General features: G+C 30.7%; 21 protein-coding genes. 3 read left to right on the top strand and 18 right to left on the bottom strand.

Annotated elements, in window-relative coordinates; all coding sequences use genetic code 11:
* Positions 1-7 precede the first annotated feature (7 nt).
* From ACZZZT_RS08840 to ACZZZT_RS08825, 4 genes are all read right to left on the bottom strand, one after another.
* On the bottom strand, positions 8-778 hold the full coding sequence (locus tag ACZZZT_RS08840; protein WP_073395416.1) for a 3'-5' exonuclease: 771 nt from the start codon (positions 776-778) through the stop codon (positions 8-10).
* Positions 779-943: 165 nt separating this feature from the next.
* Positions 944-2,323, bottom strand: coding sequence for a dihydrolipoamide acetyltransferase family protein (locus tag ACZZZT_RS08835; protein ID WP_463460090.1), 1,380 nt, complete (start codon positions 2,321-2,323; stop codon positions 944-946).
* A gap of 84 nt (positions 2,324-2,407) precedes the next feature.
* Entirely contained in the window at positions 2,408-3,571 is a 1,164-nt protein-coding gene (locus ACZZZT_RS08830; RefSeq protein ID WP_463460089.1) for a glycosyltransferase family 2 protein, read from the bottom strand.
* Positions 3,572-3,601: 30 nt separating this feature from the next.
* On the bottom strand, positions 3,602-4,783 hold the full coding sequence (locus tag ACZZZT_RS08825; RefSeq protein ID WP_463460088.1) for a hypothetical protein: 1,182 nt from the start codon (positions 4,781-4,783) through the stop codon (positions 3,602-3,604).
* A 142-nt stretch (positions 4,784-4,925) separates the two neighbouring features.
* Between ACZZZT_RS08825 and ACZZZT_RS08820 the strand changes: the two genes are divergently transcribed.
* Together ACZZZT_RS08820 and ACZZZT_RS08815 are read left to right on the top strand one after the other, a co-directional pair.
* Positions 4,926-5,144 (top strand): hypothetical protein, encoded by a 219-nt coding sequence (locus ACZZZT_RS08820; RefSeq protein ID WP_463460087.1) that lies wholly within the window; start codon positions 4,926-4,928, stop codon positions 5,142-5,144.
* Between the two features lie 11 nt (positions 5,145-5,155).
* Positions 5,156-5,503: a hypothetical protein gene (locus ACZZZT_RS08815; protein ID WP_463460086.1), complete on the top strand. Its 348-nt coding sequence runs from the start codon at positions 5,156-5,158 to the stop codon at positions 5,501-5,503.
* 7 nt (positions 5,504-5,510) lie between these two features.
* Here the strand turns inward: ACZZZT_RS08815 and ACZZZT_RS08810 are convergent, their stop codons facing one another.
* Positions 5,511-6,701: a DUF5009 domain-containing protein gene (locus ACZZZT_RS08810; RefSeq protein ID WP_463460085.1), complete on the bottom strand. Its 1,191-nt coding sequence runs from the start codon at positions 6,699-6,701 to the stop codon at positions 5,511-5,513.
* Positions 6,702-6,848: 147 nt separating this feature from the next.
* On the opposite strand from ACZZZT_RS08810, the gene ACZZZT_RS08805 reads away from it, so the two are divergent.
* Positions 6,849-7,586, top strand: a complete 738-nt coding sequence (locus ACZZZT_RS08805; RefSeq protein ID WP_463460084.1) for a tyrosine-protein phosphatase — start codon at positions 6,849-6,851, stop codon at positions 7,584-7,586.
* A 52-nt stretch (positions 7,587-7,638) separates the two neighbouring features.
* Here the strand turns inward: ACZZZT_RS08805 and ACZZZT_RS08800 are convergent, their stop codons facing one another.
* The 13 genes from ACZZZT_RS08800 to ACZZZT_RS08740 all read right to left on the bottom strand — a co-directional run bounded on the left by ACZZZT_RS08800 (position 7,639) and on the right by ACZZZT_RS08740 (position 16,754).
* Positions 7,639-8,913 carry a tyrosine-protein kinase family protein gene (locus ACZZZT_RS08800; RefSeq protein WP_463460083.1) on the bottom strand — a complete coding sequence of 425 codons (1,275 nt, stop codon included), beginning with the start codon at positions 8,911-8,913 and terminating at the stop codon, positions 7,639-7,641.
* Between the two features lie 50 nt (positions 8,914-8,963).
* The gene (locus ACZZZT_RS08795) at positions 8,964-9,842 is read right to left on the bottom strand and encodes a hypothetical protein (RefSeq protein ID WP_463460082.1); all 879 of its coding nucleotides are present in this window, start codon (positions 9,840-9,842) and stop codon (positions 8,964-8,966) included.
* The gene (locus ACZZZT_RS08790; RefSeq protein ID WP_463460081.1) at positions 9,809-10,051 is read right to left on the bottom strand and encodes a Wzz/FepE/Etk N-terminal domain-containing protein; all 243 of its coding nucleotides are present in this window, start codon (positions 10,049-10,051) and stop codon (positions 9,809-9,811) included. Before ACZZZT_RS08790 ends, ACZZZT_RS08795 begins: the two co-directional genes overlap by 34 nt.
* 14 nt (positions 10,052-10,065) lie before the next feature.
* Entirely contained in the window at positions 10,066-10,857 is a 792-nt protein-coding gene (locus ACZZZT_RS08785) for a polysaccharide biosynthesis/export family protein (RefSeq protein ID WP_463460080.1), read from the bottom strand.
* An 80-nt stretch (positions 10,858-10,937) separates the two neighbouring features.
* Positions 10,938-11,057 (bottom strand): sugar transferase, encoded by a 120-nt coding sequence (locus tag ACZZZT_RS08780; RefSeq protein ID WP_463460079.1) that lies wholly within the window; start codon positions 11,055-11,057, stop codon positions 10,938-10,940.
* The gene (locus ACZZZT_RS08775) at positions 11,042-11,422 is read right to left on the bottom strand and encodes a sugar transferase (RefSeq protein ID WP_463462401.1); all 381 of its coding nucleotides are present in this window, start codon (positions 11,420-11,422) and stop codon (positions 11,042-11,044) included. The genes ACZZZT_RS08780 and ACZZZT_RS08775 overlap by 16 nt, the downstream gene beginning before the upstream one ends.
* Positions 11,356-12,105 carry a nucleoside-diphosphate sugar epimerase/dehydratase gene (locus ACZZZT_RS08770; protein ID WP_463460078.1) on the bottom strand — a complete coding sequence of 250 codons (750 nt, stop codon included), beginning with the start codon at positions 12,103-12,105 and terminating at the stop codon, positions 11,356-11,358. Before ACZZZT_RS08770 ends, ACZZZT_RS08775 begins: the two co-directional genes overlap by 67 nt.
* Positions 12,106-12,376: 271 nt before the next feature.
* Positions 12,377-13,120: a glycosyltransferase family 2 protein gene (locus ACZZZT_RS08765; protein WP_463460077.1), complete on the bottom strand. Its 744-nt coding sequence runs from the start codon at positions 13,118-13,120 to the stop codon at positions 12,377-12,379.
* Positions 13,121-13,145: 25 nt separating this feature from the next.
* The gene (locus ACZZZT_RS08760) at positions 13,146-13,973 is read right to left on the bottom strand and encodes a glycosyltransferase family 2 protein (protein ID WP_463460076.1); all 828 of its coding nucleotides are present in this window, start codon (positions 13,971-13,973) and stop codon (positions 13,146-13,148) included.
* A gap of 18 nt (positions 13,974-13,991) precedes the next feature.
* On the bottom strand, positions 13,992-14,570 hold the full coding sequence (locus tag ACZZZT_RS08755) for an LbetaH domain-containing protein (RefSeq protein ID WP_463460075.1): 579 nt from the start codon (positions 14,568-14,570) through the stop codon (positions 13,992-13,994).
* A 13-nt stretch (positions 14,571-14,583) separates the two neighbouring features.
* A complete protein-coding gene (locus tag ACZZZT_RS08750) occupies positions 14,584-15,279 on the bottom strand; it encodes a polysaccharide pyruvyl transferase family protein (RefSeq protein ID WP_463462400.1) in 696 nt (231 codons plus the stop codon).
* The gene (locus tag ACZZZT_RS08745) at positions 15,243-15,737 is read right to left on the bottom strand and encodes a polysaccharide pyruvyl transferase family protein (protein WP_463460074.1); all 495 of its coding nucleotides are present in this window, start codon (positions 15,735-15,737) and stop codon (positions 15,243-15,245) included. The genes ACZZZT_RS08750 and ACZZZT_RS08745 overlap by 37 nt, the downstream gene beginning before the upstream one ends.
* Positions 15,738-15,773: 36 nt before the next feature.
* A complete protein-coding gene (locus ACZZZT_RS08740) occupies positions 15,774-16,754 on the bottom strand; it encodes a nitroreductase family protein (protein ID WP_463460073.1) in 981 nt (326 codons plus the stop codon).
* Positions 16,755-16,784 lie beyond the last annotated feature (30 nt).

The raw sequence follows: 16,784 nt of genomic DNA, 5'->3' as shown, positions 1-16,784 counted from the left end.
TAGAATCTTACTTCGTATTTAATCTTCTTAATTTAATTGCAGTCAGAACTTTTTTGGTATATAATGGAAAATCAGCATTTTGAATCCAACTGAAATAACCTGGTTCTGTTTCTAAAACCTTATCTACTTTTGCTCCTTTGTGTTTTCCAAAGGTAAAAATTTCTTCTCCATCCTGATCAAAAGCAATCATTCCTGCAAAATCGGCAATTTTTTTACGAGTTGTAAATTCAGACAATACTTTCATATCGTTTTCCAATTCCGGATAGCGATCTAATTGTGCTTTTAAAATTTCATAGGTTGCCATTGTATCCGCTTCTGCTGAATGCGCATTTTCAAGACTTTTTCCACAATAAAATTTCAAGGCCGCACTTAAGGTACGCTCTTCCATTTTATGAAAAATAGTTTGTACATCTACTGAAACTTTGTTTTTCATATCAAAATCAACTCCCGCACGAAGTAATTCTTCTGCCAATAACGGAATATCAAAACGATCGGAGTTAAATCCACCCAAATCACTGTCTTTTATCATATTATGAACCTGTGGAGCTAATTCGGCAAAAGTAGGCTCATTCGCTATTTTTTCATCAGTAATACCGTGGACAGCTGTAGTTTGCGGCGGAATTGGAATGGTTGGATTCACTAACCATGTTTTACTTTCCTTGTTTCCGTTAGGAAAAACTTTAAATATTGAAATTTCTACTATTCGATCTTTCCCAATGTCAATACCTGTAGTTTCGAGGTCAAAAAAGCAAATTGGTTTGTTGAGTTTAAGTTCCATATTTAAATTTTATAAGTTTACAAATATAAATTTTAAAGACGAATTTTCCTTGTCTTTTTTATAAAGTTAAGCATTCTTGTTATTGATTAAATAAATAATAATAAAAGAAAACCCTTTCAACATTAAAAATGTTAAAAGGGCTAATTATTTATAAAATTATGATTTTTAAAAGTCTCTGTCTACATCAAAAGCTTCTAAATATTCAGCAACACGTTTTACAAAACTACCTCCTAAGGCACCATCTACAACTCTATGATCGTAAGAATGCGATAAGAACATTTTTTGGCGAATTCCAATAAAATCACCTTCAGGCGTTTCTATAACAGCTGGCACTTTACGAATTGCGCCCAAAGCTAAAATTCCTACTTGCGGCTGATTGATAATTGGCGTACCAAAAACACTACCAAAAGTTCCCACGTTTGTTACAGTATAAGTTCCGCCTTGTGTATCGTCTGGTTTTAGTTTTCCTGCTTTTGCACGGTTCCCTAAATCGTTAACTGCTTTTGCCATTCCAACAAGATTCAACTGATCGGCATTTTTAATAACCGGCACAATTAAATTTCCGTTTGGTAAAGCTGCAGCCATTCCTAGATTTATATTTTTCTTTTTGATAATATAATCACCATTAACAGAAATATTCATTCCCGGAAAATCTTTTAGCGCTTTTGCAACGGCTTCCATCATAATTGGCGTAAAAGTTAGCTTCTCGCCTTCTCTCTTTTCAAAAGCAGTTTTAACTTTGTCTCTCCATTTTACAATGTTGGTAACATCAACTTCAATAAACGATTGTACGTGTGCAGAAGTTTGTACCGATGCTATCATGTAACCTGAAATCAGTTTACGCATTCTGTCCATTTCGATGATTTCATCACCTCCGTTTACAGAAACCGGAACCGCCTGCTGGCTTTTTTGAATTGCTGTTTCAGCAACTTTTGGCGCAACCGGAGTTGTAGTATCAGTCACAGTATCAGTTTGAGCCTGAGTAGCAGTCTCAGTTTTTTCAACTGCAATTGGCTCAGCTTTTAGAGTTATAACGCCAGCTTTACGATCTTCTACATATTTTAAAATATCTTCTTTGGTAACTCTGCCATCTTTTCCTGAACCATTAATACCGTCTAATTCTGCAGTAGAAATACCTTCTTCTTTTGCAATATTTTTAACTAATGGAGAAAAGAATTTATCTGATCCCGAAAAATCCTGAGGGGCAGCAACAGTCTCCTGAGCTGTTTCAATTGTTTTTTCGATTTCAGTTACTTCTGCCGGAACCGCAACCTGTTCTTCAACTTTTGCTTGCGGAACATCTCCTTCTGTTTCAATAATTGCAATGGTTTGACCAACCTGAACTAAATCATCTTTGCCAAATAATTGTTCAACTAAAATTCCCGAAACCTCACTTGGTACTTCGCTATCTACTTTATCAGTCGCGATTTCAAGTACTGCTTCATCAGTTTCAATTTTGTCTCCAACTTCTTTCAACCAGTTTGTAATAGTTGCTTCAGCTACACTTTCTCCCATTTTGGGAAGTTTTAATTCAAATCTTGCCATATTGTTAACCTCAAGGGTGATTTTGATTTTCAGATTGCGAAATTACTGAATATTTTAAATATAAATTATATTTAATATAATTTTTTACTCAATTTTTATAATTTGACCTCTATCATTTCTTGAATTACTTCCAATAACAAAATTTGCTCTTTTGGGCAAAATCTTAAAAGTAATACTCTTATCTTTAAGAGTTTCTATGATTTTGATACATTTTTTGAACGAAACATAGTGATTATCCAAAATAACCTCAACTCTTTTACCTCTCGAAATCTGCGACGAATTTACCATTTTTTCTTTTTTGAAATCGAAAATAGCAACTTTATTTTTCAGAATAAAAGTCAACTTTTCAGACAATTCTGTATTTAAAGAATATAAAAAATAGATATCTGGCAATGGTTTTACTTTCGGTTTTCCACGAAACATTTTAATGAAAGAAAAAAACACGATTCCAACTTTAATGAAAATAGAAAAAAATAAGGACTTTTTAAAATGTTTCTGATAAAAAAAAGTCATTGCTTCCTGAAAACGCTTCATATATTTTTCATCTTTTACAGTACTCTCTCCTTTATAATGTAAAACTGCAGTGTCATGAAAATAGAAATTTGTTTTTTTCATTTTCAAAGCACGATACGACAAATCAATATCATCGGCATACATAAAACAATCCTCGTCAAAACCTTTTAAATTAAGATATAAATCTCTTTCCATCAACATAAATGCACCAACTAAAATCTCAACTTCTCCGGTTTCATTCTCATCCAAATGCTGAGCATAGTATTGATTGAAAAGTTTTGATTTTGGAAAAATTTTATAGAGTCCAAAAAACTTGGTAAAAGCTACCCAGGGTGTTGGAATCCCGCGTTTACTTTCCGGCAGAAAATTTCCTGTTCCATCAATTAATTTACAGCCAATAATTCCGAGGTTAGTTTGCCTTTCGGCGAAAGCCAAAATCTTTGTAAAAGTATCTTCTGCAACAACCGTATCAGGATTTAAAATGCATACATATTTTCCTTTTGCCTCGTCAACCGCAATATTATTTCCTTTGGGAAAACCAAAATTTTCTTTGTTTTCAATCAGTTTTACGTCAGGAAATCGCTCTTGCATCATCAAACAACTATCGTCATCAGAATTATTATCTATTACAATAATTTCTGCATCAAGATTAGAAATCGCTTCCTGAACACTTAAAACGCATTGTTCCAGAAAGTAACGCACATTATAATTAAGTATAATAACAGATAATTGCATGAATTTTTGATCAGTTGATTTTTTGGAAAGTTAGAAATTTTCCGCTAAACCCAATCGCAAAGACCAATCGTTTTTACTAACTCCAAAATCCAGAACCAAATTACTGTTGTTTTGCTTGTTCCATTTAATACGAATTCCGGTTCCAATGGCAGGATTCCATTTGCTGAAATTATAAGTATCTAGTTTTGAAACAGAGGAAATATTAGTAAAAAATACTGCTCCAAGAAAACCGTTTTTAGTAATGTCGGTTCTATATTCTGTTTCGAAATAAATAAGTGCATTACTTCGAAATCTGTTTCTGGTAAAACCTCTTCCAGTTTTACCGTCACGATCCCAACCAATACTTGGCAAATCGAGATAATGTGGTTTCCCGCCAAAAGTCGACCAATAAAAAACTCTGGAAGCTAAAACTCTGTGTTTGGTTTTATGGAATGAATAATATTTTCGGGCATCAAAATAAATAGATTTCCATTTTTCATCATTTACTCCGCTTGTATTTATTCTGTAATCTGCTTCTACATACAAACCTTGTTCAGGATTTACATTGTTTTCTCTAGAATCATACAATCCCTGAATCGCAACTCCAAAAGAATTTTCATCATCAAAATTTCCATCCATATATTTAAAATAATCTGTTTCTTCGTCAATATATGATTCTTCAGAAATATTTTGGTAATTATCTAAAAGGAAACCTAAACCAAGCCTAAAATTTCCAATTATTTTTCGGGTTGCAAATTGATAAAAACGCCATTGCTGATAATCTAAGGTCGACATTTTTTCATCTGTATTATGTCCTCCTAAACCATATGTTGGCTGGGGATAAATCATATAACGATAATCTCCGATAAAATTCCAGTTATTATTTTTGGTATAAATATAAGACTGAATTGGAAATACATATTGTTTGGTAAAACTGAAATAGGGAGAAAAAGTAACCTGAGACATTTTTGTAGTTTCTCTGTCTCCAAGATAAAATGTTGTTAAAAAAGACACTACTAAACCAGCATTTTTATCTGAATCTATTGGAACGGGAAGCAGTGAAAATGCTACTTTTTTATCAGAATTCCTGGCTATGGAATCATTTTTATTAAAAAGCTTATAGAGAACATCTAAAATATCTTTTTTATTATTTTCAATGGTATCGTTTTGTGAATAACAAAATGACATCATTAAAAAGAAAAATAAGGTAAATATAAATTTCAGACTTTTCATTCTGTAAGATTTTAAGAGACAACTTCTTACAAATTTAAAATTTAATTCAGAATAGAAAGCTGATTTTACAAATAATAAAAAAAGGGAAACGAAAATCGTTTATAAAAAGTATATTTTTGATTTTGGATAAAAGGATTTTAACATGAAAAACAAAATAGTGGTTCTGGTCATTACAATTGCTTTTTTTAGCTCAGGTTTTGTTTTCTTAAAAAAACAAACCGATTCTGATAAAGATTTAATCAAAACCTCAACCTGGTATATTGCCGGACCTGCTATAGAAAATCAGAAAACAATTAATAGGATTCGTCAAAAAAAGGAATCGTTAAGGTTACCGCTAAAAACAATCCTGTTGGAGAAATAGAATTAAATGTCATGATTACGGCATCTGATTCAAATGATGGCGTTTCAACAAATTTATCTGACCATTCAAAATTTGTGATCATTACTTATAAATCATCTCATTTAATAAAAATTCAGGCTCGTGAAGGAAATCCGGAAGGAACTGGCTGTATACACGGTGGTTCTCATCCAAGAGTTGATTTAGCACCTTCGCCAAGCAAATTTACAACAACTAAAATTCCATGGTCAGAATTTAAACAGGACGGATTGCCTGATGGAAAACTTTTAAACATTCATAATCTTTGTAAGTTCAATTTTGTGAATTACAGTCCTGTTTCAGGAGCATTTTTAGAAATAAAATCTGTTATTGTTGAAAAATAAAAAAACGCTATAAGTGCAATTGAATTTTATACTTATTACAAATCTTCATTACCAATAACATAATTGTTGAAAATAGTAATGACCAAATTATTCCTGGAAGCCCTTCACGAAAATACTCCGGAATAATTTCAATTTTAAAAGCAAGATTGAAATAATAAATAATACCCGGCAAAATATAAATCAATAAAGGATTTGCAGCTGCCGGCATAAAAAAGTCACTCCATTTTGTTTGTTTTTTAATTTCCATTAACCAATACAAAAAGTAAAACAAAACGGTACAAATAGCTGCAGAGAACATCGTCCACGAAGGTGTTCCTTTTATTTTTGATATTCCGAAATAAGGCCTTAAAAGATACCCTGTTACAAAAAATAAAATTGCAAAAAAGATAACCGGCCAATTGATTTTAAGTGGAATTTTTCGATCAAAAAACAATAAAGAAATAATTACGCCAGCAGTAACTAACGAAGCATGGGTTAAATGTCCTGCAATAAAATTAAGCCATGAATACTGTTGTAATATACTTCCCTCTATTAAATTGATCGAGTTTGCGGCAACACAAACTACTAAAAAGAAAATCATTGCCCATAATTTCCCGTTAACAAGCCAATAATATACTACAGTAAAAAGATATGCCCAACCGATTAGACCCAGAATTCCCCACCATTTTGGTGTCATACCTATTTCACCTGTATCCTGAATATATAAAAAGTAAAGTATTATCAAAACTAATATTCCGCCATATTGCAGTGTGTTTTTTAGCCAAAGAGGAAAATCTTTTGGGTATTTATTCCAAATAGGAATTGGCATTGAGTATGCTAAAAGTCCCCAAAAAGCTGGCGTAATTAACATTTTTGTGGCATCATAACCATATTCCGCATTCACCATAAAAACACCAATTATAATTAAGGCCAATGCTCTTTTAAAAGTATGTGTCCAGATTGTTCGTGTACTATCTTCTTTTAACAGTCTCGCATTAAATGCAAACGGAACTGACATGCCAACAATAAATAAAAATGCAGGAAATACGAGATCTACGAAAGTCATAGCATCGGCATCTGCAGGCATGTGTTTCATCCATTGAGGAACATTCCTCACGCTTGCCAATTCATTTACAAAAATCATCACAAAAATCGTAATTCCTCTTAAAGCATCTATAGAAATTATTCTTTTGTTATATAAATTTTCTTTAATTTTCATAAAATACTTATTTTTTATCAATGCAAAATATAACATAATTAGCAAAGAGCAAAAATTATATTGTAACAACTTATATCTACCACAATCTTAATAAATAAAATTCCTAGAAGAGTAAGAAAATATCACTATTTATTTTACATTTGTAATATGTTATCATTTTTCAAGTCTAAACCATATTTAAAAGATCTTCTGTCTGAAGATTATGTTGATATCCATTCTCATTTATTACCAGGGATTGATGATGGCGCACGAACTATAATTGAAACCAAAAATCTTGTTAAATCGCTACAGGAAATTGGTATTTATCAATTTATAACTACTCCGCATATTAGCCACTATATCTGGAATAATTCTCCTGAGGCTATTATTGCGAATCATTCAGAAACCAAACTTTTATTAAATGATCTGGATGTTAAAATTCCATTTCATGCTGCCGCAGAATATTTTATGGACGATTGGTTTGAAAGTCATTTTAAATCGGAAAAGCTTCTTACTTTAAAAGATAATTATGTTTTGGTCGAAATGTCCTATATGAATGCTCCGGTACAATTATATAAAATTCTTTTTGACTTGCAGGTAGCAGGATATATTCCCGTATTAGCCCATCCGGAAAGGTATTTGTTTTATCATAAAAACCTGAATGAGTATGAAAAGCTAAAAAAGGCAGGATGTTTATTTCAATTAAATTTACTTGCTTTAGTAGGTTATTATGGTGAAACAATTACCAAAGTTGCAGATCATCTTCTAAAAAAAGGAATGTACGATTTTACGGGCACAGATGTTCATCATAGTAAACATATAGCTTCATTCAATAAAAGAATAAAAGTAAACAACATAGCTAATTTAAAAGAAATAATATCTAACAATCAGTTCTTTAAATTTTAAAACATCAATATTTAAAATTTAAAACAGTTGTAAAACAAAAAAACGGTTCAACTTATTGAACCGTTTTTTTATATAATTGTTTTTTTCTACTAAGAAAAAAGTTTTTTGTGCCAAGATTTTTTTCTTCTGTAGTACCATAGCCATAGCCATAACCATAGCCTTTTGTAGAGTCAGTATCGTTAAGAAGAATACACATATTTGGTAATTTGCCCTCTTTATAAAAAGTATTTGCAATAGAAAGCATACGTTTTTCTAAAACATTTGCGCGCATTACATATACAAATGTGTCAGCATTTTTAGCCACTAATAAAGTATCTGTAACCAAACTTACAGGAGCTGTATCAACAATAATATAGTCATATTCTTTTTTAAATTTTTCAAAAAGCTGATCTACTTTTTTACTCATCAACAATTCAGCAGGATTTGGCGGAACTACACCTGAAGGAAGAATAAAGAAATTCTCGTAACCTGGGTGTTTTACAATATAATCCTCAATATTACTTTCACTAGATGATAAATAGTTCGTTAAACCTAAAGAAGAAACATCTATATATTCTGCAAATTTTGGATTCCTAATATCCATACCAACTAATAAAACCCTTCTGCCTGAGAGAGCAAATGTTGCAGCCAAATTAACAGATATAAATGTTTTACCTTCTGATGAAAAAGTAGACGTAACAAATAAAGTTTTAGCAGTTCCTTCTGGTACTTTATTAAGCATGAACTCCAAATTGGTTCTCACAATCCTGATAGCCTCCGCAGAACTGGTTCTGCTTTCAGATTTTATTAATTCACCAATGTCATTAGATGTTGGTATATCTCCAATAAATGGAATTTGTGTTTTCCCTTCTAAATCTAATTTACTTTTAATTTTTGTATCTAATAAATCATCTACATAAATAAATCCAAAAGGAATTAGTAATCCCATTAATATTCCAGCTAGATATATTATTTTTTTCTTAGGACTTACAGGAAATTTTCCTGCTTTAGCCATATCTATAACACGAGCATTTGGTTCTGTAGCAGCTAAGGAAATGGCAGTTTCTTCTCTTTTTTGCAATAAATACAAATACAATTCTTCTTTTACTTTTTGTTGTCTTGCAATTACCCTGAATTGACGTTCCTGAACTGGGATTTTACCAATTTTATTGTTTAAAAGATTTTCCTGATTCTGGATGTTCCTATTTTGAATTTGTAAATTAGACTGCATACGTTTTAAACTCGCAGTCATGTTTGATTTTAAAGAGGAAATCTGCTGATCTAATTTTATTACCGACGGGTTTTCTGTTGTTGCCGATTTTAAAATACGATTACGATCTAAAACCATTTGGTTATAAGAGGTAATCAATCCGCTAGTGTCGTCGCCATCTGCTGTTATTAAATTAGTAGGTAATAAATCAGAATTAGTGCTTTTTTTATAAAATCTAACAAAGACGAAACCACGTTTAATTGAATTTCTGTTTCTACTCCTTTTTTGTCATATTCACTTGAGCCTTCTATAAATAATTTCGCTTCAGATTCAATATCGGTTAATTTGTTTGTTTGTTTAAAGCTTTCGACATCTTGCTCAACTCCGTCAAGTTCTTTTGCGATTAAAGCTAACCTGCCTGCTATAAATTGTGACGTGTTTTCAGAAATAAAATTCTTATCCTGAGCTGCATCCTGATTATAAATTTGAATCATATTGTCCAGAAAAACCTCTGCTCTTCTCTGTACAGGATCAGTAATTGAAATATTTACTACGCTACTTGTTTTACTAATAGGCTCAACATCAATTCTGCTTTTATAGCTCTCGGCAACACTTTCAATCGAATTTAAGAAAATCTTTATGGACTTATAGTGTACAGAGGTCTTAGCTACAATATTAATGGTTTTATCTATAACCATAATCCCTAAACTAGTTGGGATTTGTTCACCATAATTAAATACTTTTTTTGCTGCTAAAATTATGTTTTCACTATCTAATTCATTTGTTAATTCAAAAGTATTAGCTGTTAAGGAATTATAATTTAAAACTGATTTAGCATCATTAAATAAATGTGTTTTGCTAATAAAATTAACTCTTATTGGAGAATCTTGATATATATCCCGATCCACAACACTACCTTCTGCTACTAAATTAATATTTAGATTTAATCTTTTTACAGTACTTTCAATAATAGTTCTGGATCTTAATATTTCGATTTCATTATCAACGTTATTAACAGATCCTACTCCAATTCCTAAATCTGAAAAAGCTGATAGTTCTGAAAGCATTCCTCCTTTTTTTCATCTTTAACCAATATGGCGGTAGTAGCTTCATAAATTGGTGTCGAATAACGTAAGTATAAAAAGGCACCTATTAAACAAATCACCACACTTAATAAAAACCATAGCCAATTAATTATATATTTATCTAACTGTTCCCTAAGATTTACCTCTTCGCTTTTATTATCTATCTCATTGTAAAAGTCCTGTGTATGCATTTTTTTATTTAATTTTATTTAAAGATTAGAACAGAAAGTGATATTAAAATAGAAACAGCTGATATTATTACAGACGTATTAGGTCCTACAGCAGAAGCATTCACTTTAGTCCTATTTGGTTCTATATAAACTACATCATTTTGTGCTAAATAATAAAATGGAGAATTTATAAAATCAGCTTTTGTAATATCTACTCTATTATACGATTTAACACCATTAACTTCTCTAATTACCAAAATATTATCTCTCTTGCCATATATAGTCATGTCTTTTGCCATACTCAAAGCTTCAATCAAAGTAACTCTTTCTGATGTAACGGTATAAGTTCCGGGAATATTGACTTCACCTTGCATGGAAATCTTAAAATTCATTATTCGCATATTGATAATTGGGTTTTTAATATAAACCGCTATCTTATCTTTTAAAAGCTGTAATGCTTCTGTGCGGGTTAATCCTCCTATTTGTAATTTTCCCAAAACAGGAAATTCAATATTTCCATTTTTATCTACCAGGTATGACTGAATTACACTCTGACTTGTAGCAGCTAGTAAATTTGCGTTGTTTTGCGTAGCAACAGTTGTCAAATTAAAAGGAAGTGCAATTTCAGGATCTTCAGCTGAAACAATTATCATTAATAAATCATCCGGCTGAATTTTCACTTCATAAGAATTTGTATTTTGACCTGCTTTAATTGTATCAATATTTTGATAATAAACTATATCTTTTCGTGAAGCACAGGAAAAAAGCAAAAATATAAGGGATAAAAGACATGTTGTTTTTATAAAAACAGGTGATTTATATTTCATTAGGATTGTAATTTGACTTAACATATATTAAGATTAAAAATATTGATTATAATTGTGACGTATTGTTTGTTCTTAAATTTTCAATAAGCATTTTCTTCTCCCTGAAATATATTGACAACTGTTTTTATTATGATTCTGATATCTAATAAAAGACTCCAGTTTTCAATATACCAAATATCAAATTCTACTCTATTTTCCATATCAAGAACCTTTTTGTCTCACCTCGAAAACCATTTACCTGAGCCCAACCAGTGATTCCAGGTTTTGCATACTGCCTAACCAAATAATTATTAATCAAGTCGGTATATTGTTTTGTATGATTTATCATATGAGGTCTTGGCCCTACAACAGACATATTTCCAAGGAAAACATTAAAAAACTGAGGAAGTTCATCAATAGAAGTTTTACGCATAAAAGCTCCGAACTTAGTGATACGACTATCCCCTTTACCGGCTTGCTTAGAGTCTGATAAATCATTAACACGCATGCTTCTAAATTTTAAACATGCAAAAGCCTGATTATCTCTTCCTGAACGTTGCTGCTTAAAAAAACTGGCCCTGGTGATTCTAATTTAATAATCAGTACTAAAATAGGAAATAACCACGGAAATATCAATAAAATTACTGCTAGAGAAAAACAAACATCAAATCCTTTTTTTAGTATTCTGTTTACTGTAAATTCTAAAGGTTCACGTCGAAATGTAAGTACAGGTGTATTATCGTGAAATAAAATTTCGACTTTACTTGATTTCGTATAGAGCTGAAAATCCGGAATGAATTTAATTCGAACCATATTATGCTCACAAATTCGTATCAAATTATTTATTACCGAAATATTATCAATATGCAATGCTACATACATTTCATCAACATTTCTTGCAATAATAAATTCTTCAACATCATTAAAATCACCTACAACTGGTCCCGAAATAAAAGCAAATGGATCGACTTTCTCGTCAAAAAAACCTAGAAAACGATATCCATACGTAAGATTCGTTGATAATGTCTTACGCATTCTTTCGCCTGTATCATTCGCTCCTACAATAATATAACTTTTAAAATTATACCCTTGGGCTCTTATATACATTAAAAGTCTTATAGATAAATAGCGTGATATTATAATTAAAGAAAAGAAAAAGTAATAAAAATAAATTAAACACCATTTTGAAACATCTGTATAATTTAAAAAAACAACAAAGATTGTGATAAAAGCAGAGTGAATAGCGATTTTTTTAATTGTTCTCTTCAATATAGATTCTATAGATTCTATCCTTACAATCCTAAATGAATCATTATATAAAAGCAAAGTAATCCAAACTAAATTACTCAGTAATGAAACTGTTTGAACCTGTGTTAAAAAAGTTTATCAATACTACCAAAGCCAGCAACTCCGGATAACAGTATAGATATATTCAATAAGACTAAATCCCAAACTACAAATAAGAGCTTAAAATAACGCGAAAAATTGTGACCAGATAATTTATTTAAAGTTTTCATCTGTGAGAATCTTATATTTTATATTATTTTAAATACTGTGTTAATGCTAAAAATTTTTTCTGAAAAACAGCTTTAAAAGCTGAAAGATTATGATATTTATAAATCTTATAATCTTCAGATAGAACATGAAATACTCTTTTATAGTCAGTACTTAATCCTCCCATTTTCATCTTCACCACATATTCATTCATATAAATAATATTTATTTTGTATTTGAACAGGTATCGTAATAAAAATTCAGTATCAGAAGCTATTTTAAAATCCAAACTATAATAACCGTATTTTTCAATAATTGATTTCTTAATATAGACCGTTGGATGCAATGGTAACCAACCCGATTTTAATTTTTCAAAATTATATTGTCCGCCAATTCTATTTCGAATTATTTTTTCTTCAGCATCATTTGTAACATAAATACCATCTCCATAAACAGCATCAGCATTAGAAGACATTAAAAATGTATTGACTATTTTAGAAACAACATTACTATCATAAAAGGTATCATCAGAATGCATTAATCCAATAATATCTCCCGTAGCTAATTTTAAACCTTTATTAATTGCGTCATACATTCCTTTATCGGATTCAGAAATATAATGAGCGATTTTATCTGAGTAAGATTCAATAATAGACTGAGTACCATCTGACGAATTACCATCTATGATTATATACTCTATATTTGGATAATCCTGATCTAAAACACTGTCTATAGATTGCTTAATGGTTGCCTTTCTATTGTAGCAAACTGTTATAACTGAAACCTTCATAAATTACGATTAGCTAAGAATTATTTTATTTCTTTTTTTGACTGAGTAATTCTTTGCTTTTCAAAACAATAAAATACTCATAAATCGATTGTAAAGTCGCATATGTTAAACCTGCACTTCCATCTAAAAATGCTCTTCGTATAATTACCATATAGAGCCATTTTATTATAGGACGCCCCGGTAATTTGTAAAACAATCCTTTTTGATGGTATCTTTTCTCTGTAAAATCTTTACTAAATAAAGCTTTTCTGAAAGAAAAAGTAACCTCCTGATCCAAATCTTTTACTCTTGTTAAAGCTTCCATATCGGCATAACTTAAGTGTCGCTGTATCCAAAATTTAAATCCTTTAGAAAAAGGATAATGATCTAAAAAACCATCAATTTTATCAACCGGACCATCCGGAATAGAAACCGGATTTACTAATCTTTCATAGCGCATTTTATCTGGGCGGAACAGTCTTAAATAGAAAGGGGACATTTGTGCATGTTTTAGCCATTTTCCATTCCATGCAAAATCTCTTCTCCTAATCTCATAGGCAACAAAATTTGAGTCTTTATCCGGTTTAAGAGCTTTTATCGAATTTAGTAAAGATTCTGAAACCCTTTCGTCTGCATCAATATAAAGTACCCACGGATATTTGAATTTTATATTAGATAAACCCCAGTTTTGATGTGCCGACCAATTATCAAAAACACGTTGTGTAACTGTAGCACCTGCATTTTTAGCGATTGCTACAGTTTTGTCATCACTAAACGAATCGAATACATGTATGTCATCACTCCACGCTATTGATGCTAAGCAACCTGGTAAATCTTGTTCTTCGTTTTTAGTGAGTATTAGTATTGAAATCATAAATATCTATAACGTAAATTATATTAGTATTCTTTGTTTTATAAATTTTGCAGGATTTCCACCCACTACTGTCCATGGCGCAATATCTTTAAAAACTGCAGATCGTGCACCTACAACTGCCCCACTGCCTATACTGACTCCAGGCCCTATAAAAGCATCAGCAGCAATCCAAGCTCTATCTTCAATAATGATTTTTTTTAAAATTAAGGTATTACTTATCGATGTATAGTCATGGGTTGAAGCACACAAATATACTTTTTGAGATATTGTTACATTAGAACCAATACAAATTTCACCTTGATTATAACAATCTACATTTGGTCCTAAACAAGAGTAATCTCCCATTTGTAGGTTCCAAGGTGCCCAAATTTTTACACTGGAATTGATCATACTCGTCCAACTTAGTTTTGCACCAAAACATTTGAGAACTAATACGCGCCATTTTTTAAAAACCCTAAGTGAAAAAGGACGAAATAAAAAAACTGAAACAATTGACCAAATTACTCTCATCATTTTATTTTTGAGAGAAAATTTGTGTCGCGTATTTTTCATATTTAAAGTTTCAACTACATCATTGTATTCTATATCATTTTTCATTTTAACAATTATTTTAAAGCCTTAATCTATGTTTCAATGCATTCTCTAAAAATAAAATTGATTTCTGTCTTTCATCATCTAAAATATTTTTTATTAATTTAAAATCTATGTCAAAATATTTTCCATCGGGAAAAGTATCGCCTTCCATTATAAGTCGTTCAGGGTGTTTAATTAAATTTAATAATCCCTGTTGTCTACTGTTATTATTTTTACTTTTAGGTGCAATTGTATAAAATGGTTTTTCAAATATTAAAGAAAACACTGTACCATGGAACGACGTGGTTAATACTATTGATGCTTTCGCATAAAGTCCCAAAAATTCTAATGGACCAAAATCCCGAATATTTAATATCTTATTATCCGATTCAACCCGCATCTCATTTTTACAAATTCTAATAATTTTGTAGCCTGTTTTTTTCTGTAAATCCAAAGCAAAATCAGTAACATACTTTGAATTTTTAAAAATGAATAAAAGAATATAGGGCTCATTACTTTCATAAGGTACCATAAGTCCTTCCCATTCTTTTTTTGTCAACAAAAGTGTAGGATCTACTACATGAGTTGCTTCTCTTTCTGTAATTTTTTTAATAATATTGACTCCATCCTGTTCCCGCGTAGCTAGAAAATCAATATTATTCAACCATTTTTTATATTGATTATGTAAAACTGGATTTATATCACTAACGCCAAAACTTGATGCATATGAGATTTTTTTACTCCGGATTTCGCAAATGTTAAAAAATAAGGGTCTAAATTTGTCCCGTTATTTGGGTTCCATACCTGATCGCTGCCCACAATCAGCGTATCGTATTGTAAGTCAGTATTATACAAAAAGGAGTAACTATTGTATACTTTTGACAAATCTGTATTTTCTTTATGAAAACTATCGAAACGAGCGCGCCTCGTTTTTGATAGTTTTGGATTTGTTATCCTACTAAAGATATCAATCCATTTTAAAATAAAATCTTTTATTTTATTAATCTTTTTAACTTTAACTAACGGAGAGGACAAAGATTCCTTTATGTATTTAGGGTTTTTATAATATAAATAATTAATTACTTCATTATCATATCCCATTATTTTGAGTTTATGATGTAAGGCAAAAGCTTGCAACTCTGCCCCATAATTATTTACATTTAGAATGGTTATAATTCCTATTTTTTTCATAAATACTCTTTATAATTTATTTTATTTATTTATTTCTTAATGAAAACTAGCTATTTCCTCTACCGGTTTTCTAGGAGAAGATGCAATTTTGAAAGTATCTGCTATATTACCAATACTAATTAACATTATAAATGTTTCTGATTCTCCTATTTTCCCATATTTTCTTAAAAGCTTGTCCTTTTTTATAGAATTACTACAGTTTAATGGACACGCAGCTATTTTGTAGTAATGCAACGCATATAAAAGGTTCATTGACCAAATACCTCCATCTACAAAAGCCTGGTTGCGTTCAAACAGGCCATGCATAGCTCCTAATTCAGCAGTTACAGCAATGACTTTATCTGCAAGATGGCCAAAACCCCGATTACCAGCCTGAACTTTCAACATATTTTGAACCGTTTCCTTATCTGAAAATACATGAACTCTAATTGACTGTCTATTACATACGGATGGTGCGTTACGTGCTAATGAAATAGCCTGCTCAATCAATTTAACGTCAAGTTCTTTTTCAGAATAGTTGCGAATACTTCTTCTTGAGTTAGAAAATAATTCAAAATCATTTTCAATGTCTTTAAAGTAAAAATCTTTAGATATAATTTGTTGTTGACTTGGTAAAATATCTTTATACTGAATTTCGAATCTATTTATCTCATTTAATAACTCTTCATCTAATCTATAATTCGCTTTCATATGAAAATATTTGTATTCCAATATAGTTGAAACTGCATGATGCACCTGACCATCGCAATAACCATAAGTTTTGACAAATAGACTACAATAACTCATCAAATCAATAACACGTGCTCTACCGAATCCTAATCGCGTATCTGCCATGGTAAGTCCTTTTTCTAATACATGATAGTCAGCTACAATACGACCTAACAATTTATTTTTACCTTTTAATCCTGTAGCTCCAGAATATCTAACATATCTATACCAATCATACATATAAACAGGGATTAATAATAAAAACATTAACTGGGGTATATACTTAGGAATAATAACTTTTAAATTCATTTTTTATTTCTATTATTAATTTTCTTGAAA

This window comes from Flavobacterium sp. AC274, from assembly GCF_979258275.1.
The sequence above is the reverse complement of the archived record's forward strand: the minus strand, read 5'-3'. Positions and strand labels throughout refer to the sequence as shown.

Coding starts and splice junctions, on each gene's coding strand:
- ACZZZT_RS08760 (WP_463460076.1), bottom strand. CDS start 13,973: ATGATTTCAATACTAATACTCACTAAAAACGAAGAACAAGATTTACCA.
- ACZZZT_RS08745 (WP_463460074.1), bottom strand. CDS start 15,737: ATGAAAAAAATAGGAATTATAACCATTCTAAATGTAAATAATTATGGG.
- ACZZZT_RS08805 (WP_463460084.1), top strand. CDS start 6,849: ATGTTATCATTTTTCAAGTCTAAACCATATTTAAAAGATCTTCTGTCT.
- ACZZZT_RS08825 (WP_463460088.1), bottom strand. CDS start 4,783: ATGAAAAGTCTGAAATTTATATTTACCTTATTTTTCTTTTTAATGATG.
- ACZZZT_RS08740 (WP_463460073.1), bottom strand. CDS start 16,754: ATGAATTTAAAAGTTATTATTCCTAAGTATATACCCCAGTTAATGTTT.
- ACZZZT_RS08790 (WP_463460081.1), bottom strand. CDS start 10,051: ATGCATACACAGGACTTTTACAATGAGATAGATAATAAAAGCGAAGAG.
- ACZZZT_RS08840 (WP_073395416.1), bottom strand. CDS start 778: ATGGAACTTAAACTCAACAAACCAATTTGCTTTTTTGACCTCGAAACT.
- ACZZZT_RS08830 (WP_463460089.1), bottom strand. CDS start 3,571: ATGCAATTATCTGTTATTATACTTAATTATAATGTGCGTTACTTTCTG.
- ACZZZT_RS08810 (WP_463460085.1), bottom strand. CDS start 6,701: ATGAAAATTAAAGAAAATTTATATAACAAAAGAATAATTTCTATAGAT.
- ACZZZT_RS08780 (WP_463460079.1), bottom strand. CDS start 11,057: ATGGAAAATAGAGTAGAATTTGATATTTGGTATATTGAAAACTGGAGT.
- ACZZZT_RS08800 (WP_463460083.1), bottom strand. CDS start 8,913: ATGGTTTTAGATCGTAATCGTATTTTAAAATCGGCAACAACAGAAAAC.
- ACZZZT_RS08820 (WP_463460087.1), top strand. CDS start 4,926: ATGAAAAACAAAATAGTGGTTCTGGTCATTACAATTGCTTTTTTTAGC.
- ACZZZT_RS08785 (WP_463460080.1), bottom strand. CDS start 10,857: ATGAAATATAAATCACCTGTTTTTATAAAAACAACATGTCTTTTATCC.
- ACZZZT_RS08835 (WP_463460090.1), bottom strand. CDS start 2,323: ATGGCAAGATTTGAATTAAAACTTCCCAAAATGGGAGAAAGTGTAGCT.
- ACZZZT_RS08795 (WP_463460082.1), bottom strand. CDS start 9,842: ATGCTTTCAGAACTATCAGCTTTTTCAGATTTAGGAATTGGAGTAGGA.
- ACZZZT_RS08765 (WP_463460077.1), bottom strand. CDS start 13,120: ATGAAGGTTTCAGTTATAACAGTTTGCTACAATAGAAAGGCAACCATT.
- ACZZZT_RS08755 (WP_463460075.1), bottom strand. CDS start 14,570: ATGAAAAATGATATAGAATACAATGATGTAGTTGAAACTTTAAATATG.
- ACZZZT_RS08815 (WP_463460086.1), top strand. CDS start 5,156: ATGATTACGGCATCTGATTCAAATGATGGCGTTTCAACAAATTTATCT.